Here is a 20,479-nt window from a genome sequence, read left to right as displayed (position 1 = left end):
TCGGGCTTGGGCATAATTACGGTATGACTGCCCAGCTTACCCAGGAATTGCCGGAATTTCCTACCTGGCTCAATGCCAGGCCATCCACCCTGCAGGAGCATCGCGGGCGGGCGCTGGTGCTGGCATTCGTCAATGCCAGCTCGGTGTGGTGCGCCGAGCGCCTGGCCGAGCTGGCGCAGTTCCAGGCGCGCAGCCCCGGCCGGCTGCAGGTGATCGTGGTGCAGGTGCCGCGCTTCGACAGCGAACGCGAGCCGCAACGCGCGCTCAAGCAGCTGCGCGGCCATGGTGTCAGTGCGCCCATTTTGCTCGACAGGGACTGGGAGACCTGGCGCCGTTTCGGCATCGACTCCTGGCCGACGCTGGTGCTGCTCGATGCCTACGGCCGCGAGCGTCAGCGTCTGGTCGGCGTGACCGGCGATCTCGACAAGGCGCTGGTCGCCCTGTGCGAAGGCCAGCAGCCGCCATCGGATGCCGACCTGCATGGGGTGGCCGAGCGCGATCCCGAGCCGCGCCTGGAGCTGCGGTTTCCAACCGGTCTGGCCGCCACCGAGGACCGCCTGTACATCGCCGACACCGGCCATCACCGCGTGCTCGAATGCACGCACGGCGGCCGCGTGCTGCGCCAGTTCGGCCACGGTAATGCGGACTTCATCGATGGAGGCGTCGGTGAGGCGGCGTTCCGGCGTCCGCAAGGCCTGGCGCTGGAGCGCGACCAGCTGTATGTCGCCGACACCGGCAATCACGCCCTGCGTCGCATCAACCTGCGCAGTGGGCAGGTCGACAGCTTGTGCGGCACCGGGCGCTCCGGCGAGCCGGTCGAGGGGCCGCTGGCGTTCGCCGGTGCCTCGGCGCTGAACTACCCGCAAGGCCTGGCCGTTGCCGACAATCAGGTGTTGATCGCCATGGCGGGCGACAACCGCATCTGGAGCTATGACCTGGGCCGCGCCGCATTGAGCGCACGCGCCGGTACCGGCGCGCTCGAGATTCGCGATGGCAGCGGGCACCTGGCCGCATTCGCACAGCCGGCCGGCCTGGCCGCGGTGCAGCAGGTGGCCTACATCTGCGATGGGCTGGGCTCGTCGATCCGCACCATGCAATTGCGTGGCGATCTGGTGCAGACCCTGGTCGGCGGGCAGGGCACCTGGCAGTTCGGCGACGAGGACGGCCCGCGCGGCACTGCGCGGCTGCAGTTTCCGCAAGCCATCGCGCTGGCGGCCGATTCGCCGATGCTGTGGATCGCCGACACCGGCAACGGCCGCCTGCGCTGCCTGCGTCTGGGTGGCGGCGAACTGACCACGGTCGCGCTGCCACGCCGCCTGCATGGCCCGGCCGGGCTGGCGGCCGCCGCCGGCGCGGTGTGGATTGCCGAGACCGATGCCCATGCCGTGTTGCGCTACGACCTGGCGAGCGGCGAACTGCGCGATGTTTCGATAGAAGAATGAACGCAAGGCCCCAATCCGATTTCGATGGAAAGGCGTTTGCTGCGCAATTGAGCACCGCGCCCGGCGTCTACCGCATGTACGCGGGCGACGACACCTTGCTGTATGTCGGCAAGGCCGGTGCATTGCGCAAGCGCGTGGGTAGCTATTTCAACGGCACGCCGAAAAATGCGCGGCTGACCTCGATGCTGTCGCAGGTCGCGCGGATGGACGTCACCGTGACCCGCAGCGAAGCCGAAGCGCTGCTGCTGGAAAACCAGCTGATCAAGTCGCTGTCGCCGCGCTACAACGTGTCGCTGCGCGACGACAAGAGTTATCCCTACGTGCTGCTGACCCGCGAGCAGTGGCCGCGCATCGCCCTGCATCGTGGCCCGCGTGCCGTGCAGGGGCGTTACTTCGGCCCGTACACCGGCGTTACCGGCGTGCGCGAAACGCTGAGCCTGATGCACAAGCTGTTCAAGCTGCGCAGTTGCGAAGACAGCGTGTTCCGCAACCGCTCGCGGCCGTGCCTGCAATACCAGATCGGTCGCTGCAGCGCGCCCTGCGTGGAGCTGGTCGCCGCGCCCGATTACGCCGAATCGGTACGCCGCGCCACCATGTTTCTGGAGGGCAAGAGCGATCAGCTCGGCGAAGAGATCATGCAGTCGATGCAGCAGGCCAGCGAGGCGCTGGAGTTCGAGCGCGCCGCACGCCTGCGCGATCTGCTGTCCTCGCTGCGCAGCATGCAGAACCGCCAGTACGTGGACGGCCGCGCGGCGGATCTGGACGTGCTGGCCTGCGCCACGCAAGCCAGCCAAGCTTGTGTGCTGCTGCTGAGTTTTCGCGACGGCCGCAACCTGGGCACGCGCTCGTTCTTTCCCAAGACCAACGGCGAAGACAGCGCGGACGAAATCCTGGCTGCGTTCGTGTCGCAGTACTACGCCGAACATTCGCCGCCACGCGAGATCCTGCTCGATCGAGAAATTCCCGATGCCGAGCTGATCGAGGCCGCACTCAGCGCCGCCGCCGAATACAAGGTGACGTTGAAGTGGAACGTGCGCGGCGAGCGTGCCGGCTATCTGCTGCTGGCGACACGCAACGCACAGCTGACCCTGGTCACCGAACTCACCAGCCAGAGCGCGCAGCATGCACGCAGCGAGGCATTGCGCGAGATGCTGGGGCTGGCCGAGCAGGTGAGGCGAGTGGAGTGCTTCGACATCAGTCACACCATGGGCGAGGCGACGGTGGCCTCGTGCGTGGTGTTCGATGCCAGCGGCCCGGTGCGCGGCCAATACCGGCGCTTCAATATTTCCGGAATCACGCCAGGCGACGACTATGCGGCGATGCGTCAGGCCATCGAACGGCGTTTTCGACGCGCGGTGGAAGAAAACGGCGTGCTGCCGGATGTGCTGCTGATCGACGGTGGCGCCGGTCAGCTCGCACAGGCGAAGGGCGCGCTGGCCGATCTGGGCATCGAGAATGTGCTGCTGGTCGGCGTGGCCAAGGGCGAGGAGCGCAGGGCAGGGCACGAGGCGCTGATCATGGCCGACGGCCGCGAGCTGCGGCCGGGTGCGGCATCGCCGGCACTGCAGTTCATCCAGCAGGTGCGCGACGAGGCGCACCGCTTTGCGATCACCGGTCACCGCGGCCGCCGCCAGAAGGCGCGCATGACCAGCAAACTCGAGGATATCCCCGGCATCGGTCCGCGCCGACGCGCGAGCCTGCTCAAGCATTTCGGTGGCCTGGTCGGGCTCAAGGCCGCCGGCGAGGCCGAGATTGCGCGGGTGGAGGGCGTCAATGCCGCACTTGCCGCGCGAATCTACGCTAACCTGCACGGGCTGGCGCTTCCCGATGCGGCAGGCGAGTCGAGTCCGTAATGAAGTTGACCATCCCCACGTGGCTGACACTGCTGAGGATCGTGATGATCCCGGTGTTGGTCGTGGTGTTCTACCTGCCGTACACCTGGACCAATTTCGCGTCCGCCGGCGTGTTCGCGCTGGCCGCCATCACCGACTGGCTGGATGGCTGGGTCGCGCGGCGTTATCACCAGTATTCGGCCTTCGGCGCATTCCTGGACCCGGTGGCCGACAAGTTGATGGTCGCAGTGGCATTGTTCCTGATCGTGCAGGGCCACCCCACACCATGGATGGCGTTCTGGGCGGCGGTCATCGTCGGCCGCGAAATCGCAGTCTCCGCCCTACGGGAATGGATGGCCGAAATCGGCCAGCGCGCCAAGGTACGTGTGGCGGTGATCGGCAAGGTCAAGACCACCGCACAGATGGTCGCGCTGCTGTGTCTGCTGTATTCGGTGACGCCGGGGCAGATGCCCACGCACGGAATCTGGTTCGGCAACCTGATTTTCCGCGCCGGATACTGGACGCTGGCGATCGCCGCATTGCTGACGCTGTGGTCCGGATTCCAGTACCTGCAGGCCGCCTGGCCGAGCCTACGCGCCGACGAAAAAGCCGCGATCACCAGCAAACCGAAAAAAGTCGAAAGCAATAGTTGACAGCGATGCTGTTCGCTGTAGAATTTCGCCTCCCAAGCGGGAATAGCTCAGTTGGTAGAGCGCAACCTTGCCAAGGTTGAGGTCGCGAGTTCGAGTCTCGTTTCCCGCTCCAGATGTAGACAAGGCCCCTTGCCGGAGGTCTCGTTGTTTCAAGGCAGGATGCCTTGGGTTTGATGTTTCGGCCTGGTGGTAGAGTGGTTATGCAGCGGACTGCAAATCCGCGTACGCCGGTTCAATTCCGGCCCAGGCCTCCACATTGCATGCGTTGTTTCATGCGTCGGCAACGACGACAGGACTGGCGCAACGAAGTAACAAGCTGTACAATTTTGCTCCACGCGGGAATAGCTCAGTTGGTAGAGCGCAACCTTGCCAAGGTTGAGGTCGCGAGTTCGAGTCTCGTTTCCCGCTCCAAATTCAAACCCCGTATATCGAACGATATACGGGGTTTTTTATTGGCCGATGCCGGTCGGGCTAGCACTTGAGGAGGGCAACTCTTGGCCTTCTTCTCGCTGACGTAGTGCGGCGTGCTTGATGCCAGATGCGCATTGCGCCTGGTGCTCCGCTGGCGCCAGGACTTCTGTCGTAAACAAGATCGCATCGTTGTGCGTGGCGCTGCATAGATGCTGCGGTTGGTGCTCTCCAGGCGCACGGGAGGGCACTGCGGCCTGCATGCTATGCAATGGCGCGCCGTTCCATCTCGTCGGGCATCGCTGTCCACGTCTAGCGCAGCCGTGATCACCAATCTGCTCGCGCTGTTCCACCTCAGCCTGCGCTGCGCTGAGGATTGCGGTGATATCCGAGACAGGGGAGCGGGCTGAGGGCGCGTCATGCACTTGATAAGCGCAACGCAGAGGCTGGACTGCTCAATGCGAGAGCGATGCGACATCGCAGCAGGCAAGGTTTGTCGACGCGTCGATGGCGTTGCGCACTTTGCAGTGCCACTAGAGCGTGCCCGGGGCGGGAATCGAACCCGCATAGCCTTGCAGCTGAGGGATTTTAAGTCCCTTGCGTCTACCAGTTTCGCCACCCGGGCATTGCGATAGCGTGCCTGATTGCGCGCCGATTGTGAATCGCCGCGTCGCCAGTTCGCCGCACTCATGGTCCGATGGTTGCCTGCGCTATGCTCCCACCGCGCAGGCGCGCAGCAACCGGCTGCGCACGATCGAAGGAACCGCATGTCCAGCACCACGCTACTCGCTCCGCAGCAGGCCCGCATCGCGGTGATTGGATTGGGCTATGTCGGCCTGCCGTTGGCCGTCGCGTTCGGCGAGCAACGCGATACGTTGGGCTTCGACATCGATGCGCAGCGGGTCGCGCAGCTGCGCGACGGCCACGATGCCACACTGGAGCTGGACGACACCGAGCTGGCTGCCGCCACCCGGTTGCGCTACACCGCGAATGCTGCGGACCTGGCTACGTGCAGCATCTTCATCGTCACAGTGCCGACGCCGATCGACAGCTTCGAGCAGCCCGACCTGGAACCGCTGCGCAGTGCCACCAGCTTGATCGCCGCTGCGCTCAAACCCGGCGATCTGGTGATCTACGAATCCACCGTCTACCCGGGCACTACCGAAGAAGTCTGCGTGCCCTTGCTCGAAGCCGCATCGGGGCTGCGTTTCAATGACGACTTCTTCTGTGGCTACAGCCCCGAGCGCGTCAACCCGGGAGATCGCCAGCGGCGTCTGCGCGATATCCGCAAGATCACCTCCGGCTCCACCGCAGAAGCCGCCGATGCGGTCGACGCGCTGTACGCCAGCATCATCACTGCCGGCACCTGGCGGGCGCCGTCGATACGCGTGGCCGAGGCCGCCAAGGTGGTCGAAAACATCCAGCGCGACGTCAATATCGCATTGGTCAACGAGCTGGCCTTGATCTTCGACAAGCTGGGCATCGATACGTTGGAGGTGCTGGAAGCCGCCGGAACCAAGTGGAATTTCCTGCCGTTCCGTCCCGGCCTGGTGGGTGGTCACTGCATCGGGGTGGATCCGTATTACCTGATGCACAAATCCGAAAGCGTGGGCTATCACCCGGACCTGATCCACACCGCGCGCCAGGTCAACAACCGCGTCGGCCGGCACGTGGCCGAGCGCGTCTGCGGCATGCTGGCCACGCGTGGCGTGGTGCTTGCGCAGGCGAGGGTGCTGGTGCTGGGCGCCACCTTCAAGGAGAACTGCCCGGACCTGCGCAACAGCCGCGCGCTGGAGCTGGTGCAGCTGCTGCAAGCCGCGGGCGTGCAGGTCGACACCTGCGACCCGTGGGCCGACCCCGCAGAAGCGCTGCAACACGCCGGCGTGCAGTTGTGCGAGCTTGCGGACGAGGGTGCGTACGACGCCGTCGTGCTGGCAGTCGCGCATGCGCAATACCGCGACTACGACACCCAGCGTATTGCCGCACTGGGCAAACCGGGTGCGGTGATTTACGACGTCAAATCAGTGTGGCCGCGCGAGGCGGTCAGCGATCGTCTGTAGCGCGGTCGGTCTGCTGCAGCCATTGCACCGCGCCATGCGCGGCACGTAATCCGCTGGCGAAGCAGGCAGTCAGCAGATAGCCGCCGGTCGGTGCTTCCCAGTCGAGCATCTCGCCGGCGCAGAACACGCCAGGCTGCGCGCGCGCCATCAGCTGCGTATCCAGCGCCTCCAGCTGCACGCCACCGGCCGAGCTGATCGCCTCGGCAAGCGGACGCGCTCGCAACAGGCGTAACGGCAGGCGTTTGAGCGTACGCGCCACCAGCGCAAGATCGTCGCCCGCCTGTTTGCCCAGGTGTTCGTAGAGCAAGGCGGCCTTGACGCCGTCGATGCCGACCTGCCGGCGCAGATGCTCGCTGAAACTGCGTCCCTTGCGCGGTTTTTCCAGTTCGGCGCTGATGCGTTCCAGCGAGCGTCCCGGGAGCAGGTCCAGGCCCAGCTCGGCGACGCCATCGGCATCGATCTGCGCGCGCAGATCCGCAGCCAGCGCATAGATTAGGCTGCCCTCGATGCCGGTGGAGGTCGCAACGCACTCGCCCTGCAGTTGCTGCGGTGTGCCGCTGCGATCCTGCCAGTGTGCGACCACGGGCTTGAGCGGCGCACCGGCATGCCGCTGCACAAAGTGCGCGCTCCAGGCGATGTCGAAGCCGCAGTTGGCCGGCACCAGCGGCGCCACCGCAATGCCGCGATCCTGCAGCACGCCTTGCCAGAGACCATCGGAGCCGAGCTGCGGCCAGCTGCCGCCACCAAGCGCCAGCACCACCGCATCTGCGGTGCGTTCGACATCACCGGTGGGCGAGTGGAAACGCAAGCCACCGTCATCGCTCCAGCCAAGCCAACGGTGCTGCACATGAAACACAACGCCTTGTTCCTTGAGTCGACGTACCCAGCCACGCAGCAGCGGCGCGGCCTTGCGATCCATCGGGAACACGCGCCCCGAGGTGCCGACATAGGTCTCCACGCCCAGGTCGCGCGCCCAGGCGCGCAGCGCGTCCGCATCGAACTGCTGCAACCACGATGCAACGGCCTCGCTGCGCTCGCGATAGCGCTGCGCAAACAACGGCATCGGATCGGAGTGGGTGAGGTTCAAGCCGCCCTTGCCGGCGATCAGGAACTTGCGCCCGACCGAACCCTTGGCTTCGTACAGGTCGACCGCAAGGCCTGCCGCACATGCCACCTCTGCCGCCATCAGGCCGGCCGGTCCACCACCGATGATGGCCAGCCGCCGCTTGCTCGCATCCGTCATTGCTCAGCCCTTCAGCGCGGCTGCACGCCGAGCAATTCCACATCGAACACCAGCGATGCGCCGGGCGGGATCACGCCGCCAGCGCCGTTGTCGCCATAGCCGTACGCGGGCGGAATCATCAAGCTGCGCTTGCCGCCCACACGCATGCCGGCCACGCCCTCGTCCCAGCCGCGAATCACCTGATGGCCTCCCAGCACGAACTGGAACGGCTCGGCGCGGTCGAGCGAGCTGTCGAACTTCTTGCCATGCTTGTCGGCGGCTTTTTCGTCGTACAGCCAGCCGGTGTAGTGCACGGTGACCAGCGCGCCCGGTGTGGCTTCGGCACCGGTGCCTATGTTGCGGTCGATCCGCTCGAACGTGGCGATGGTGCCGCCGGACGGCGGCAGGGCAGGCGCACAGCCCGCGAGCAGCAGGGCAGCACAAAGCGTCGACAGAAGGCGCATGGGATGGTCCAGCAAAGGGAGTGCATCATTATCGCACCTGGCTCCCGGTATCATCGCGCCCATGGCCAAGCTGCTGCTCAATCTGCGCAATGTTCCCGATGACGAAGCCGACGAGGTACGGGCACTGATGCGCGAGCATCTGTTGCAGATCTACGAAACCCGGCCCAGCAACTGGGGCATCTCCGCCGGCGGCATCTGGCTCAGTGACGATGCCGATCACCCGCGCGCCAAGGCGCTGATGGATGCGTATCAGGCCCAGCGCGGCGCCGTGGCGCGTGCGCAGCGCCAGGATGCGCTCGCTGCCGGCACGGCCGAAACCTTCGGCGCGCTGCTGCGCAAGCGGCCGTTGTTCGTGATCGCCACGTTGATCGGCATGCTGGTTGTCGCCTCGCTGGTCCTGCTGCCGTTCCTGCTGTTGCGCGGCTGATCGCACCTGCGGCCGCATCGGCTTAAAATGGCCGCATGATCACCAATACCGCTGCCTACCAATTCGTCACCATCCAGGACCCGCAGTCGCTCGCCGACAGCGTCCTGGCACACGCCGGGCAGCAGGCCTTGAAGGGATCGGTGCTGGTGGCCGAAGAAGGGATCAACCTGTTTCTGGCCGGCGAAGCCGAGCAGATCGACACGTTCTATGCGTGGCTGCAGGCCGATGCGCGCTTTGCGCAGATGCGCATCAAGTACAGCCTGAGCGCGTTGCAGCCGTTCGCGCGGCTCAAGGTGAAGGTCAAGCTGGAGATCATCAGCTTTCGCCGCGACGATGCCTCGCCGCTGCAGGGCCGTGCGCCGGCGGTGACGCCCGCCACGCTGCGCGAGTGGATGCGGGCAGGGCGCGACGATCGCGGCCGCCCGCTGGTGCTGCTGGATACGCGCAATGCCCAGGAAGTGGCGTACGGCACGTTCCAGGGCGCGCTGACGTTGCCGATCGACAAGTTCACCGACCTGCCGGCGGCGCTGGAAGCGCATCGCGCTGCATTGGCCGACGCCACCGTGGTCAGCTTCTGCACCGGCGGCATTCGTTGCGAGAAGGCGGCGTTGTGGATGCAGGCCGACGGCATGGACAACGTACTGCAGCTCGAAGGCGGCATCCTCGGCTATTTCGAAGAAGTCGGTGGCGAAGGCTATGACGGCCGCTGCTTCGTGTTCGACGAACGCGTTGCACTCGATGCGCAATTGCGCCCATTGGTGGATGCCGAGCGCAGCACCGAAGCAGGAAAAATCTGACCGAGCGCGAGTGAAATGCCCGATGTTCGCGTATTGGGCCCGCTCGCATCATCCGATCACGCCGCGATAGTGCATGCAATGCCTACCATGACACGCGGCGGCAGAGTACTTCGCGTTCTGACTCGAACGTAATACGTCGCATCGAGCTTGCCCTGAATTATTCACGGAGATAGGCTGCACCAGCCAGCCGCACAGCGAGGACAACAAGGATGACCATCAGAGTTTTTCTGATCGACGATCATGCACTCGTGCGTACCGGCATGAAGATGATCCTGTCCAAGGAAGTGGACATCGATGTGGTGGGAGAAGCGGAGAGCGGGGAAGCGGCCTTGCCGCAAATTCGTCAGCTCAAGCCCGAGATCGTGCTGTGCGATCTGCACCTGCCCGGTGTCAGCGGCCTGGAAATCACCGAGCGCATCGTCAAGGGCGATTACGGCACCCGCGTCATCATTGTCTCGGTGCTGGAAGATGGCCCATTGCCCAAGCGTCTGCTCGAAGCCGGCGCATCGGGGTATGTCGGCAAGGGCGGCGATGCGCAGGAACTGCTGCGCGCGGTGCGCGAAGTCGCCCTGGGCCGGCGCTATCTCGGCAATACCATTGCGCAGAATCTGGCCCTGTCCAACCTGGAGGGGGGCGGCTCGCCCTTCGATGCACTGTCGCCGCGCGAACTGGAGGTCGCCCTGTTGCTGACCCAGGGTCTGCGCCAGGAAGACATCGCCAAGCGCTTGAACCTCAGCGCCAAGACCATCAACACGCACAAGGCGCGCCTGTTCGAGAAGGTCGGCATCCAGGACAACATCGCCCTGGCGCGTCTGGCCAATCAGTACGGCCTGACCGATCCGGCGCGGACCTTGTAAACCGCGCCTTCGGATTTTCGCGCTCGCAGACATAGCCGTCAGATGCTGCTGCACAACGCGTCGATGAAAACAGGCATACGCTGTTTTGCGCAGGAGCGGCACTCCGGCGTGCAAGCGAACGCGCGTGCTCACGTCGGCATTCACTGCCCGAGAGGCGCTTCGCTTGCGACGGCTGCCGATGACGACGTGTCGCTACAGCGCAGTGCGCCGCGCCATTGGAGCAGGGCGATTGAATCGGTTTGAACGCCGCTGCATTCGATGACGAGCGGTTGCCGATGCGCAGCAGCGGACATTTCGGTCTGCTGGCGTGGATGCAGTTACGGCGCAGGGCCATGATGGCGCTGGCTTCTGCCTGAGTCCTGATTTTGGCGGCAATCGCCCCGGCGCTCGTTGATGCGGCGGGAAACAGTGCCCGGGTCAAGCGCGACTGCGAGCGCAGCAACTGTTTCGTTGCGATTCCTGCAAGGCCTGGTCACCCACTATCGGCATGACACTGCCGCACGCAAAAACAAGGCGGCCCGAAGGCCGCCTTGTTTGACACTGCCCGCCTGGATTCACGCAGGCGGTTTCAACCGGCTGGGAAACGATCAGTGATCGCCACGCGGCTTGTTGGTGTCGTCCTGCTGCTCCTGCGCGTCATCGCCATTGCGCGCTGCATCTGCCGGCTTTGCTGCCTCTGACACGACGACCGTCGGCGTCGGCTTGTCGGCAGTGTGCTCGTTGGCGTCTGCAGACAGCACGGGCGTGACCGCTGCAGGCCGCTCAGGCGCCTTGTACGGCACCGGCGTTTCGGCCTGCGTCGATGTCGCGGTCGCTGCTGCTGTTGCGTCGGCCGGAGCCAATGCGTCAAGCAGCGTGGTCTGCACCGGAGCGTACGGCTTGCGTGCCGGCGCAGCATCGGCAGCCGGCGAGGTCTGCGGCACCGTGGCGGTGGACGTCGCAGCAACATCGGCAGCCGGGCTTGCCGCCGTTGACGGCTCGGCATGCGGCGGCCTGGATGTCACGACGTCTGCCTGCGCGCTGGAAGGCGCAGCAGCGACCGGCTTGGGCACACTGACGGCTGCCGGTGCTGCGTCGGTTTTCGCCGGCTCCGCTTGCGTTGCTGCCGCAGTTGCAGCCGGTGCTGCCTGTTCCTGCCGAGCAACCGCAGGCGCTGCAGCGTCGGCGGATGCCGACGATGCCGACGATGCCGACGGCACCGACGTTGACTGCACAGCCGGCTCGGGCGAACGCACGACCGAAGGAGCCGCACGCTCGACCGGCTGAGCTGCAGGAGCCGCAGCTGGCGTCGCGACCGGAGCCGAGGTGTCAACCTGCGTCGAGGCAGCGGACGGAGCCGAAGCGACAACCGGAGCCTGAGCCGGCGAGGTCGCCGATTCCTGCGCAACAACCGAAGCCTGAGGCGCTTGCGGGCTCGTCGATGCAACGGCAGAAGCCTGCGCAGCCGGTGCCGATGCAGCCGACGCCGTGTTGCTGGCCGAGGCGGTTGCAGCCGGTGCCGCGGAGGCCGCCGATGCATCGCCACGTGCCTGCTCGGCTGCGGTGATTGACGGCGTTGCAGCCTGCTGCTCGAACGACGGCGTGGCATTGGAAACCGGCGCCGTGGTCGACGTCGTGTCGGCCGCCAGCGGTGCTTCCGCACGTTCCTTCGGAACCGGACGCGGCTTCACTGCGGCCGGAACGCTGGATTCCGGCTTGGCGCGTACCGATACCGCGGGCGTGCTCGCGTCATCGTCGAAGTCGAACTCCGGCTGACCGGCGCGCGGGGCAGCCGAGGTGTGGACCTGCGCACCGGCTTCGTCGCTCTCGTTGTCGCCATCGAGATCGCCTTCGGCATCGCCGTCCAGATCGTCCGTCTCCAGACCATCGACGCCGGTACCGCCTTCACCGTTTGCGCCAGCGCCACGACGACGACGACGGCCACCGCGACGACCGCGACGACGACGGCTGCCGCCCTCGCCATTTGCCGCATCATCGCCTGCTGCCTCCGGCGGCTGACCCTCCGCATTTGCATCGGTACCGCGATCGGCCTGCGACTCGGTCACGATGACCTCGACCGGGTGCGCCGGGGTGGCCGAAGCTGCCGCTGCCGGCGTTGCCGGTGCTGCGGTGTCGGCAATTGCCGCGACCACGGTGGCAGTCGTTGCGGTTGCAGCGGTGGAGGTCAGCGTCTGCGCCGAGGCAGTGCCTTCTTCCTGACGCGCAGGGCGCTGCTGCCGCTCGGACGGCGCGCCGTCCTGCTGCTGCGCAGCTGCACGCGGCGGGCGCGGTGCCTGGTTCTGCGGCTTCTGCTTCTGCTGCTGGGCCTGCTGCGGCTGCTTGGGCTGTTGCTGTGCCTCGTTGCGCGGCGGCTTGGGCACCTGCACCTGCTGCGCCTGACCGCCGTTTTGCGCAGCCTGGCCGTTGGCCGGCTGGCGACGCTCGTCACGACGCTCCTTGTTGGCGCCATTGCCGTTGCCGCCATTGCCGCGGTGCTGATTGCCACCGTTGCCGCCATTGCGGGCATCGCGGCCGTCGCGACGCTGGCCGCCACGATCGCCACGCTCGTTGCGGCTGCTGCGGCCGGCATCGTTCTGACGCGGACGCTGGGTCGACTCGGGCGCAGGCGCGACCGGCTCGACGCCGCCGAAGATGCGCTTCAGCCAGCCGACCACACCGGTGACCGGCGCGGGAAGCGGCAGTGGTGCGACCGGAGCCGGTGCAGGTGCAGCGGCAACCGGGGCAGGGGCCTCTTCACGTAGCGGAGCCGGCTGGCTCGGCTTGATCGAGGTCACTGCCGGCGCAGCCGGGATATTCAACTGTGCCTTGGTCAGCGCATGCACCGGCAGCTTGCGCGGGGTGCCGCGCTGGTAGCTCGGCTTGCCGCTGTCTTCGCCCAGCTCGTTCTCACGCAACCGCGTGACTTCGTAGTGCGGGGTGTGCAGCTGTTCGTCGGCGACGATGATGATCGGCGACTCGTGGCGCTGCTCGATCTCGCGCAGCGCGCTGCGCTTTTCGTTGAGCAGGTAGTTGGCGATCTCCACCGGGGCCTGGACCAGCACCTGTCCGGTGTTTTCCTTCATAGCGTGCTCTTCGGCCACGCGGATGATCGACAGCGACAGCGACTCGACGCTGCGCATGCGGCCATGGCCGTCGCAGCGCGGACACACGATCTGGCTGGATTCGCCCAGGCTCGGACGCAGGCGCTGGCGGCTCATTTCCATCAGGCCGAAGCGCGAGATGCGGCCCAACTGCACGCGTGCGCGGTCGTACTTGAGCGCGTTCTGCAGCTTGTTTTCCACTTCGCGCTGGTGCTTGGTCGAGGACATGTCGATGAAGTCGATCACCACCAGGCCGCCCAGGTCGCGCAGGCGCAACTGGCGGGCCACTTCCTCGGCCGCTTCCAGATTGGTCTGGAAGGCGGTTTCTTCGATGTCGCTGCCCTTGGTGGCGCGCGAGGAGTTCACGTCGACGGCGGTCAGTGCCTCGGTCTGGTCGACCACGATCGAGCCGCCCGACGGCAGGCGCACGTTGCGCTCGTAGGCGCCTTCGATCTGCGATTCGATCTGGAAGCGGTTGAACAGCGGAATGTCGTCGGTGTAGTGCTTGAGCTTGCGCAGGCTCTGCGGCATCACCTGCTGCATGAACTCCTGGGCATCGGCATACAGCTCCGGCGTATCGACCAGGATTTCGCCGATGTCGGCGCGCAGGTAGTCGCGCAGGGCGCGGATGATCAGGCGCGATTCCTGGTAGATCAGGAACGCGGCCGGCTTGCTCAGCGCCGCCTCGGCGATCGCCTTCCAGGTCTGCAGCAGGTAGTCCAGATCCCACTGCAGCTCTTCGGCGTCACGGCCGACACCCGCGGTGCGGATGATCACACCCATGTCGTCGGGGATGTCGAGCTTGTCCAGCGCTTCCTTCAGCGCGGCACGGTCTTCGCCCTCGATCCGGCGCGAGACGCCACCGGCGCTGGGCGAATTGGGCATCAGCACCATGTAGCGGCCGGCCAGCGAGATGAACGTGGTCAGGGCGGCGCCCTTGTTGCCACGCTCTTCCTTGTCGACCTGCACCACGATTTCCTGGCCCTCACGCAGCAACTCGCGGATGGTCGACTTGTTGTGGTCGACACCAGCCTGGAAATAGTCGCGGGAGATTTCCTTCAGCGGCAGGAAGCCATGGCGCTCGGCGCCATAGTCCACGAACGCCGCCTCCAGCGAGGGCTCGAGCCGGGTGATACGGCCCTTGTAGATGTTGGACTTCTTTTGTTCCTTGGACGGCTGTTCGATGTCGATGTCGTACAGGGTCTGGCCGTCCACAATCGCCACGCGCAGCTCTTCGGCCTGCGTTGCGTTGATCAGCATTCGCTTCATTGTTGCGTTCCTCTCGCGCTCTACCGCGCGGAACGCCGTGACGTTTCGCCTCTGGAACAGCTTGTCGGCCCTTCGCGCAACGCGCGGACAGGCCTGACCAGGGTTTCCAGCGCTGCAACACCACGGCAGGCCGCGGGAGCGCTTGTCTTAAGTTTTATAGGTGTTTCAGGGCCGGCAGCCGCGTCCGGACGAACCGGGGCAGCGCACGGGACATGTTCAGCGCGACGGTCAAAAACCGCCGGCGATGGCCGGGTAGGCCGGTGAGCCGCTAACATGGCCGCCCCGGGGGCGGTGGTCGCGCACTGTGCCGGAATCATCGGAAGGCAGGCTTCTGGCCAATCAACTTCCAACGAAATCAAACCCTTATCTCGCTCGCCGAGTGTAACAGAATAAAGAGCCGGATGACCGACCCCCAGACCCCCAAGCCGCCCACCGACCGTGTGGGCGTGCGCATTCTCAAAGTTCCGGAAGACCGTGCTGGGCAGCGGCTGGACAATTTCCTGCTCGGCCAGCTCAAGGGCGCGCCACGCAGCCTGATCTACAAGCTGGTGCGCAGCGGACAGGTGCGCGTGAACGGCGGGCGGGCCAAGGCCGAGCGCAAGCTCGAGGGTGGTGAAGAAGTGCGAATCCCGCCGGTGCGCGTGGCCGAGGAGGGCGACAAAGCGGCGCCACCGGCATCGTTCCTGGCGCGGCTGGAAGCGGCGATCGTGTTCGAGGACGCGCGCCTGCTGGCGCTCAACAAGCCGTCCGGGGTCGCCAGCCATGGCGGCAGCGGGATCAGCTTCGGCGCCATCGAAACCCTGCGCGCCCTGCGGCCGAACCAGACCCTGGAGCTGGTGCACCGGCTCGACCGCGATACCTCCGGCCTGCTGATCGTGGCGAAGAAGCGTTCGGCGCTGACCGAGCTGCAGGCCTTGATGCGCGAGGACGACCGTGTCGAAGGGCGCGGCATCACCAAGCGCTATCTGACCTTGCTGGTCGGCCGCATGCCGGACGGGGTGATGACGGTCGATGCGCCGCTGCACATCGGGCTGCGCCAGGGCGGCGAGCGGCATGTGCAGGTCAATGCGATCGGCAAGCCCTCGCTGAGCCATTTCAAGCTGCTGGAGCGACGTGGCGGGCACTCCTATTGCGAAGTCCGTATCGAAACCGGCCGCACCCACCAGATCCGCGTGCACGCCCAGCACCTGGGGCACCCGGTGGCCGGCGACGACAAGTACGGCGAAGCGGAGGTCAACAAGCGCCTGCGCGACCAGCTCGGCCTGAAGCGCCTGTTCCTGCACGCTGCTTCGCTGGAATTTGCGCTGGATGCCGGCAAGACGCCCTATGTGTTGAGCGCGCCGCTGGCGCCGGAACTGGCCGAGGCATTGGACCGGCTGGGGCGCTGAGGCGCCGCGGCGACGCATCCGTCCCGGTCGTGGCCGCCAGCGCGTCGCCGATGTGTCCTGGCGGTCGAGCCGATGGTCGTGCCGGCACTGCGGCTGCGGTTCGGCCGGGTGTTAAGGCGTGGCGAAGCGGAACAACACCAGGCTGATCGCCAGTGTGCCCATGCCGGCCACCAGGCCGTAGACCGTCTCGTGGCCCTGCGCGTAGCGCTTGGCCGCCGGCAACAATTCGTCCAGCGCCAGGAACACCATCACCCCGGAAATCAGGCCGAAGACCGTGCCGAACACCGCTTCTGACAGCACGCTGGACAAGGCCAGATAGCCGATGCCGGCGCCGATCGGCTCGGCCAGTCCGCTGAGCAGGCTGGCGCCGAAGGCGTAGAACTTGTTGCGGGTGGCGAAGTACACCGGTACCGCAATGGCGATGCCCTCGGGAATGTTGTGGATGGCGATGGCGAACGCGAGCGGCATGCCGACCGCGGGGCTTTCCAGTGTGGCGAAGAAGGTCGCCAGGCCTTCGGGGAAATTGTGCGCGGTGATGGCGATGGCGGTCATCAAGCCGACCCGGCGGATATAGGCACGGTTGTCGTCGCGGAACAGCGGATCGTCGCTGGACAGGCTCTGGTGCGGGTTGGGCACCAGGCGGTCGATCACCATGATCAGCAGCATGCCGGCCAGAAACGCCAGCGTGCCGAAGGTGAAGCCGAGCTTGTCGTTGTAGGCGTTGGAGAACGAGGCGATCGACTTGTTGAGAATCTCCGACAGCGACACATACACCATCGCACCGCCGGCGAATGCCAGCCCGAATGCCAGCAGGCGCGGGTTGGGCTTCTTGGAGAACACGACCATCAGGCTGCCGAGTCCGGTCGCCAGGCCAGCGGCCAGCGTGACCGCAAATGCGGTCCAGACATTGTGGGATGACACTTCGAGCATGTGACGCACGACCTCGTGGAATAGAACGTACTCGGCGGGGAGCGTGGCGACTGCTGCTGCGCACTTTGCGCATGACCACACTGCGGCTGCAGGATGGCCATGCCTGGATGACGAACGCGTGGTGTCTGGCGCGATAACCCCGACGCGTGCACGCTGGCATCAGGCGCGCACCGTGGGTAGCTGGAGCTGATGCAGGCCGTTCGCCGTGCTCAGTCTTGCGCGCTGCGCGCCGGCGCGTTGCCGCGGCCGTACGCGCAAGGCATCGAAGGCGGCTTAGCCGCCTCGACGCGCACGCTCTTCGATGGCGAAGCATTCGTCCGGGCGCGGCACCGGCGGCTTGAACGCGACCGGCACCTGGATCGTCTGCGGCACTGCCTGGCCATTGCGCGTGGCGGCCCGGAATTTCCATTCGCGCACGCGTTTTTGCGCGGCTTCGTCCAGCACCGGCTGACCGCTGCTTTGCGATACCGAGACGTCGGTCGGGGTGCCCTCGACACCGACCACGACCCGAAGCACCGAGGTGCCACCGATGCCGGCACAGGCCAGCTGCGGGGAGTATTCCGGCGGCGGGGTCTTCAAGGCGGCCAGTTCGGTCGGTGCCACCGCCGGGGCGGTGGGCTGCTGCGACGACTTGCCACACCCGCTGATGCCGACGGCAAGGAACAGGCCGGCGAGGGCAGCGCGAGACAGGGTCATGGGGTGGCTCCTTGATCGTAAAGCTGGGCGGTCTTGGCCGCACAGATGAAGTCGTTTTCGCTCAATCCGCCAACGTCGTGGGTGGAATAGCGCACCACCACGCGGTCGTAATGCACGCCCAGGTCGGGGTGGTGGTCTTCGCGGTGGGCGATCCAGGCCAGCGCATTGACGAAGGCCAGCGTGCGGTAATAGTCGGCAAAGCGGAAGGTGCGGGTAATTGCCGTGCCCACTTCGGCCAGCTCCCAGCCCGGCACCTGCGGCAGCAGTTCAGCCAGACGCGCTTCGCCAAGCTTGTGGTCGCTGCCCTTGCGCGGCAGGCAATGGGCCTGTTCCAGGGGAATCAGATCGGTCATGACAGTCTCGCAGGGGTGGCGGACAGCGCGTTCACTCAGGATCACGGTGTTCCATGAGCGCAGGCGCATTGAGCGGTAGAATAACCCGCATGATCCAGATATCCGACAAAGCCCAAACCTATTTCCGCAAGCTCATCGAACGCGAGGGCGTGCCCGGCATGGGCGTGCGCCTGAGCGCGGTGGATGCGGGCACCCCGCGCGCCGACGCCCGGCTGGAGTTCGCCGAACCGGCGGACCTGAGCGGCGACGAATGGGCGATCGACTGCGACGGCTTCACCTTATATATCGTCGCCGCCAGCGTGCCCTGGGTGGATGGCGCCGAGATCGACTACGTCACCCAGTCCACCGGCAACCAGCAGCTCACCATCAAGGCACCCAAGATCAAGGGCGAAGCGCCGGCCGAGTCCGCATCGATGGTGGAGCGCGTGCGCTGGGTGGTGGAGAACGAGATCAACCCACAGCTGGCATCGCATGGCGGCCGCGTGGCGGTGCAGGAGGTCTCGGCAGAGGGTGTCGTGCTGCTGCGCTTCGGCGGCGGTTGCCACGGCTGCGGCATGGCCGATGTGACCTTGAAGCAGGGCATCGAGAAGACCCTGATGGGGCGCGTGCCCGGCGTGATTGCGGTGCGCGACGCGACCGACCACGCCACCGGCGACGCACCGTATATCCCGCGCGACAGCGCGGCCTGATTCCGCGCCACCGGTGACCACGGCCGCCGATCTGCTGCAGGCACTGCGCGCGCGCATGCCGGGCAAGCTCATCCTGGATCGGCGCACCGGTTTGCCTTACGGCTGGGCAACCTGGATGAGCAGCCGCCTCGGGCCGGCGGCTGCGTTCGACGATGACCAGGTGTTGGGCGTGCTGCTGGCACGGCCAGCACCGCCTGCAGGCGCTGGCGTGGCGTTGTTGTCGCCGTTTCAGGCATTTCGCAGCCTGTGGTGGCAGCACTGGGAGCCGCGACCAAAAGACCAGCGACCACAGCACTGGCTGGCGCTGCTCGGCAGCCTGTTGATCCATCTTGGCTTCATCGCACTGCTCATTTGGGTCGTCACGGTGCGCTGGGCGCCGGATGACACCCAGACCGGCGACGAATCACGGGTGCGCATGACCTTCATCGGCGACGGTGCGGCAGAGCAGGGCGGTGGGCAAGGGCAGCCCGCTGACGCTGCGCAGGCCGCCTCGGGCGATGCGGCTTCGGCGCCGCAGTCCAGTGCATCCGCTGCGACCGACAAGCCAAGCGCAGCGCCGTCGGTGCCTGCGCCTGTCGAGTCCGTCGACCCTCCTTCAAGCACAGCCCAGGCCCAGGACACCGCGCCGGAACCGGTGGCTGCCGCTGCCAGCGAACCGGTGGCGCCGGAGGTACCACGCGTGACCGTGCAGGTGCCGCCGGTGACGATCGAATCGCCGCTACAGGTCACCGAAACACTGGTGGCCACGAACGACTTTGTCGTGCCGCCACCGCCGACGATCACGGTGGCGCCGCGTCCGGTCGCGCCGGCCGCACCGCAGATCGAGGTGCGTCAGCGCGATGTCCAGACCGTGACCGAGCAACCGCAGCTACGCGAATTGCAGCGTCCCGCTTCGACCGTCGCGATGCGCACTGCCACCGCACCGACGGTGCGCGAGCGGGAAATCGTCGTGCCGGACCGGCCCCAGGTCGTTGCGCCGTCGGTGCGCAGCCGCGAGATCACACCGACGGTGCGCATGCCTGAGGTGGCCATTCGAACGGCCGAGTTGCCAAGCGTGCCGGACCCGACGCCCCAACCGGCACCGGCAGCGCCAGCCCAGCAGACGCCGACGACTCCAGCGCCGACATCGTCGACGTCGGTAGCTGCAGCAACCCAGCCATCGGCGGCCCCCACGCAGCCCAATCAGGCACAGGCGAATTCGGCGCGATCGGCGCAACCCAGCAGCACCACGGCGGCAGCCGCATCGGCAGCCAAGCCGGCGACCAGCAATGCCGGTCCGGCGCCAGCAGACCGCAGCGGCGGCTGGGATGTCGCGGCCAACGCGGACGACTGGAGCAAATCCGACCGTCGTCGCGCCGGCGAAACCACAGGCGCCAATGGAGCACGCAACGGCATGTTCAATGCAGACGGCAGCGTTCACGTCGCCGCCGGAGCCGGCGATGCCGGCAACGGCGCCGGTGATCGCGGACCGCCAGGCAGCGAAACCGATACCTGGACCCGCGACCAGATCGCCCAGGGCGGCACCTGGCTCAAACGTCCGCCGTACGGCTACACACCGACCTCGCTGGACAAGTACTGGATGCCGAACCAGTCGCTGCTGCAGGAATGGGTGCGGCGCGGCCTGAAGAAGATCGAAATCCCGATCCCGGGAACGACCACCAAGATCAGTTGCGTGGTGTCGTTGCTGCAGTTCGGCGGCGGCTGCGGCCTGAGCGACCCGAACCTCAACGATCAACCGGCAACAGCCAGACCGCCGCCGGATGTGCCGTTCAAGCCGGAGCTGCAGGAGGATGTCGGGATGCGCAAGCGTACTCTTTAAGAGAGATGAGCTCACCAGAGTTCTATCGCTTCAATATCCTTATTGCCCATTCTCCGCGACTGGCATACGCGTCGAGCTATGCCCTGGTCAGTA

16 protein-coding genes and 4 tRNA genes are annotated in these 20,479 nt (G+C 66.2%); 13 read left to right on the top strand and 7 right to left on the bottom strand.

Translation table 11 applies throughout. The features are described from left to right. Nucleotides 1–23 precede the first annotated feature (23 nt). The 6 genes from DGN21_RS10560 to DGN21_RS10535 all read left to right on the top strand — a co-directional run bounded on the left by DGN21_RS10560 (nt 24) and on the right by DGN21_RS10535 (nt 4,338). Nucleotides 24–1,442, top strand: coding sequence for a hypothetical protein (locus DGN21_RS10560; RefSeq protein WP_160955144.1), 1,419 nt, complete (start codon nt 24–26; stop codon nt 1,440–1,442). Continuing rightward, entirely contained in the window at nt 1,439–3,295 is a 1,857-nt protein-coding gene (uvrC, locus tag DGN21_RS10555; RefSeq protein ID WP_054592960.1) for an excinuclease ABC subunit UvrC, read from the top strand. The genes DGN21_RS10560 and uvrC overlap by 4 nt, the downstream gene beginning before the upstream one ends. Further along, nucleotides 3,295–3,927, top strand: coding sequence for a CDP-diacylglycerol--glycerol-3-phosphate 3-phosphatidyltransferase (gene pgsA / locus DGN21_RS10550; protein WP_024938673.1), 633 nt, complete (start codon nt 3,295–3,297; stop codon nt 3,925–3,927). Before uvrC ends, pgsA begins: the two co-directional genes overlap by 1 nt. A gap of 36 nt (nt 3,928–3,963) precedes the next feature. Further along, a tRNA-Gly gene (locus tag DGN21_RS10545) sits at nt 3,964–4,039 on the top strand. Nucleotides 4,040–4,107: 68 nt separating this feature from the next. Then, nucleotides 4,108–4,181, top strand: a tRNA-Cys gene (locus DGN21_RS10540). An 81-nt stretch (nt 4,182–4,262) separates the two neighbouring features. Then, nucleotides 4,263–4,338, top strand: a tRNA-Gly gene (locus DGN21_RS10535). Between the two features lie 538 nt (nt 4,339–4,876). On the opposite strand, the gene DGN21_RS10530 is transcribed toward DGN21_RS10535, so the two are convergent. Beyond that, nucleotides 4,877–4,960: transfer RNA gene (locus DGN21_RS10530), tRNA-Leu, on the bottom strand. Between the two features lie 142 nt (nt 4,961–5,102). Between DGN21_RS10530 and DGN21_RS10525 the strand changes: the two genes are divergently transcribed. After that, nucleotides 5,103–6,395 carry a nucleotide sugar dehydrogenase gene (locus DGN21_RS10525; protein WP_126966124.1) on the top strand — a complete coding sequence of 431 codons (1,293 nt, stop codon included), beginning with the start codon at nt 5,103–5,105 and terminating at the stop codon, nt 6,393–6,395. Here the strand turns inward: DGN21_RS10525 and DGN21_RS10520 are convergent. Both DGN21_RS10520 and DGN21_RS10515 read right to left on the bottom strand, forming a co-directional pair. Beyond that, nucleotides 6,379–7,638, bottom strand: a complete 1,260-nt coding sequence (locus DGN21_RS10520; RefSeq protein ID WP_126966125.1) for a TIGR03862 family flavoprotein — start codon at nt 7,636–7,638, stop codon at nt 6,379–6,381. The genes DGN21_RS10525 and DGN21_RS10520 overlap by 17 nt on opposite strands. Before the next feature lie 11 nt (nt 7,639–7,649). Beyond that, nucleotides 7,650–8,081, bottom strand: a complete 432-nt coding sequence (locus DGN21_RS10515; RefSeq protein ID WP_160955143.1) for an FKBP-type peptidyl-prolyl cis-trans isomerase — start codon at nt 8,079–8,081, stop codon at nt 7,650–7,652. A gap of 61 nt (nt 8,082–8,142) precedes the next feature. Here DGN21_RS10515 and DGN21_RS10510 point away from each other — a divergent pair, with 61 nt between their 5' ends. The 3 genes from DGN21_RS10510 to DGN21_RS10500 all read left to right on the top strand — a co-directional run bounded on the left by DGN21_RS10510 (nt 8,143) and on the right by DGN21_RS10500 (nt 10,162). Then, nucleotides 8,143–8,508: a DUF6164 family protein gene (locus tag DGN21_RS10510; RefSeq protein WP_126966126.1), complete on the top strand. Its 366-nt coding sequence runs from the start codon at nt 8,143–8,145 to the stop codon at nt 8,506–8,508. Between the two features lie 35 nt (nt 8,509–8,543). Further along, nucleotides 8,544–9,305 (top strand): sulfurtransferase, encoded by a 762-nt coding sequence (locus tag DGN21_RS10505; RefSeq protein ID WP_126966127.1) that lies wholly within the window; start codon nt 8,544–8,546, stop codon nt 9,303–9,305. Nucleotides 9,306–9,514: 209 nt separating this feature from the next. Then, nucleotides 9,515–10,162, top strand: coding sequence for a response regulator (locus tag DGN21_RS10500; protein WP_024938667.1), 648 nt, complete (start codon nt 9,515–9,517; stop codon nt 10,160–10,162). A 587-nt stretch (nt 10,163–10,749) separates the two neighbouring features. On the opposite strand, the gene DGN21_RS10495 is transcribed toward DGN21_RS10500, so the two are convergent. Beyond that, nucleotides 10,750–14,502, bottom strand: a complete 3,753-nt coding sequence (locus DGN21_RS10495) for an Rne/Rng family ribonuclease (protein WP_160955150.1) — start codon at nt 14,500–14,502, stop codon at nt 10,750–10,752. Between the two features lie 410 nt (nt 14,503–14,912). Between DGN21_RS10495 and DGN21_RS10490 the strand changes: the two genes are divergently transcribed. Beyond that, nucleotides 14,913–15,899 (top strand): RluA family pseudouridine synthase, encoded by a 987-nt coding sequence (locus DGN21_RS10490; protein WP_016904562.1) that lies wholly within the window; start codon nt 14,913–14,915, stop codon nt 15,897–15,899. A gap of 111 nt (nt 15,900–16,010) precedes the next feature. Here the strand turns inward: DGN21_RS10490 and zupT are convergent, their stop codons facing one another. The 3 genes from zupT to DGN21_RS10475 all read right to left on the bottom strand — a co-directional run bounded on the left by zupT (nt 16,011) and on the right by DGN21_RS10475 (nt 17,878). Further along, nucleotides 16,011–16,829 (bottom strand): zinc transporter ZupT, encoded by an 819-nt coding sequence (gene zupT, locus DGN21_RS10485; RefSeq protein WP_016904561.1) that lies wholly within the window; start codon nt 16,827–16,829, stop codon nt 16,011–16,013. Between the two features lie 273 nt (nt 16,830–17,102). After that, entirely contained in the window at nt 17,103–17,525 is a 423-nt protein-coding gene (locus DGN21_RS10480) for an energy transducer TonB (protein ID WP_039527161.1), read from the bottom strand. Further along, nucleotides 17,522–17,878 (bottom strand): 4a-hydroxytetrahydrobiopterin dehydratase, encoded by a 357-nt coding sequence (locus DGN21_RS10475; RefSeq protein ID WP_039815276.1) that lies wholly within the window; start codon nt 17,876–17,878, stop codon nt 17,522–17,524. The genes DGN21_RS10480 and DGN21_RS10475 overlap by 4 nt, the downstream gene beginning before the upstream one ends. Nucleotides 17,879–17,967: 89 nt before the next feature. Between DGN21_RS10475 and DGN21_RS10470 the strand changes: the two genes are divergently transcribed. Both DGN21_RS10470 and DGN21_RS10465 read left to right on the top strand, forming a co-directional pair. Continuing rightward, nucleotides 17,968–18,567 (top strand): NfuA family Fe-S biogenesis protein, encoded by a 600-nt coding sequence (locus DGN21_RS10470; RefSeq protein ID WP_024938663.1) that lies wholly within the window; start codon nt 17,968–17,970, stop codon nt 18,565–18,567. A 13-nt stretch (nt 18,568–18,580) separates the two neighbouring features. Beyond that, the gene (locus DGN21_RS10465) at nt 18,581–20,386 is read left to right on the top strand and encodes a transmembrane repetitive protein (protein WP_160955142.1); all 1,806 of its coding nucleotides are present in this window, start codon (nt 18,581–18,583) and stop codon (nt 20,384–20,386) included. Nucleotides 20,387–20,479: the final 93 nt, after the last annotated feature.

Source organism: Xanthomonas sp. MLO165 (assembly GCF_018831305.1).
In the GTDB taxonomy this organism is placed as follows: Bacteria; Pseudomonadota; Gammaproteobacteria; order Xanthomonadales; family Xanthomonadaceae; genus Xanthomonas; species Xanthomonas arboricola.
This window is presented reverse-complemented; position numbering and strand designations above follow the sequence as displayed.

Excerpts from the sequence above, each read along its gene's own strand:
- DGN21_RS10560 (WP_160955144.1), top strand. The coding sequence starts at position 24 with ATGACTGCCCAGCTTACCCAGGAATTGCCGGAATTTCCTACCTGGCTC.
- uvrC (WP_054592960.1), top strand. The coding sequence starts at position 1,439 with ATGAACGCAAGGCCCCAATCCGATTTCGATGGAAAGGCGTTTGCTGCG.
- pgsA (WP_024938673.1), top strand. The coding sequence starts at position 3,295 with ATGAAGTTGACCATCCCCACGTGGCTGACACTGCTGAGGATCGTGATG.
- DGN21_RS10525 (WP_126966124.1), top strand. The coding sequence starts at position 5,103 with ATGTCCAGCACCACGCTACTCGCTCCGCAGCAGGCCCGCATCGCGGTG.
- DGN21_RS10520 (WP_126966125.1), bottom strand. The coding sequence starts at position 7,638 with ATGACGGATGCGAGCAAGCGGCGGCTGGCCATCATCGGTGGTGGACCG.
- DGN21_RS10515 (WP_160955143.1), bottom strand. The coding sequence starts at position 8,081 with ATGCGCCTTCTGTCGACGCTTTGTGCTGCCCTGCTGCTCGCGGGCTGT.
- DGN21_RS10510 (WP_126966126.1), top strand. The coding sequence starts at position 8,143 with ATGGCCAAGCTGCTGCTCAATCTGCGCAATGTTCCCGATGACGAAGCC.
- DGN21_RS10505 (WP_126966127.1), top strand. The coding sequence starts at position 8,544 with ATGATCACCAATACCGCTGCCTACCAATTCGTCACCATCCAGGACCCG.
- DGN21_RS10500 (WP_024938667.1), top strand. The coding sequence starts at position 9,515 with ATGACCATCAGAGTTTTTCTGATCGACGATCATGCACTCGTGCGTACC.
- DGN21_RS10495 (WP_160955150.1), bottom strand. The coding sequence starts at position 14,502 with ATGCTGATCAACGCAACGCAGGCCGAAGAGCTGCGCGTGGCGATTGTG.
- DGN21_RS10490 (WP_016904562.1), top strand. The coding sequence starts at position 14,913 with ATGACCGACCCCCAGACCCCCAAGCCGCCCACCGACCGTGTGGGCGTG.
- zupT (WP_016904561.1), bottom strand. The coding sequence starts at position 16,829 with ATGCTCGAAGTGTCATCCCACAATGTCTGGACCGCATTTGCGGTCACG.
- DGN21_RS10480 (WP_039527161.1), bottom strand. The coding sequence starts at position 17,525 with ATGACCCTGTCTCGCGCTGCCCTCGCCGGCCTGTTCCTTGCCGTCGGC.
- DGN21_RS10475 (WP_039815276.1), bottom strand. The coding sequence starts at position 17,878 with ATGACCGATCTGATTCCCCTGGAACAGGCCCATTGCCTGCCGCGCAAG.
- DGN21_RS10470 (WP_024938663.1), top strand. The coding sequence starts at position 17,968 with ATGATCCAGATATCCGACAAAGCCCAAACCTATTTCCGCAAGCTCATC.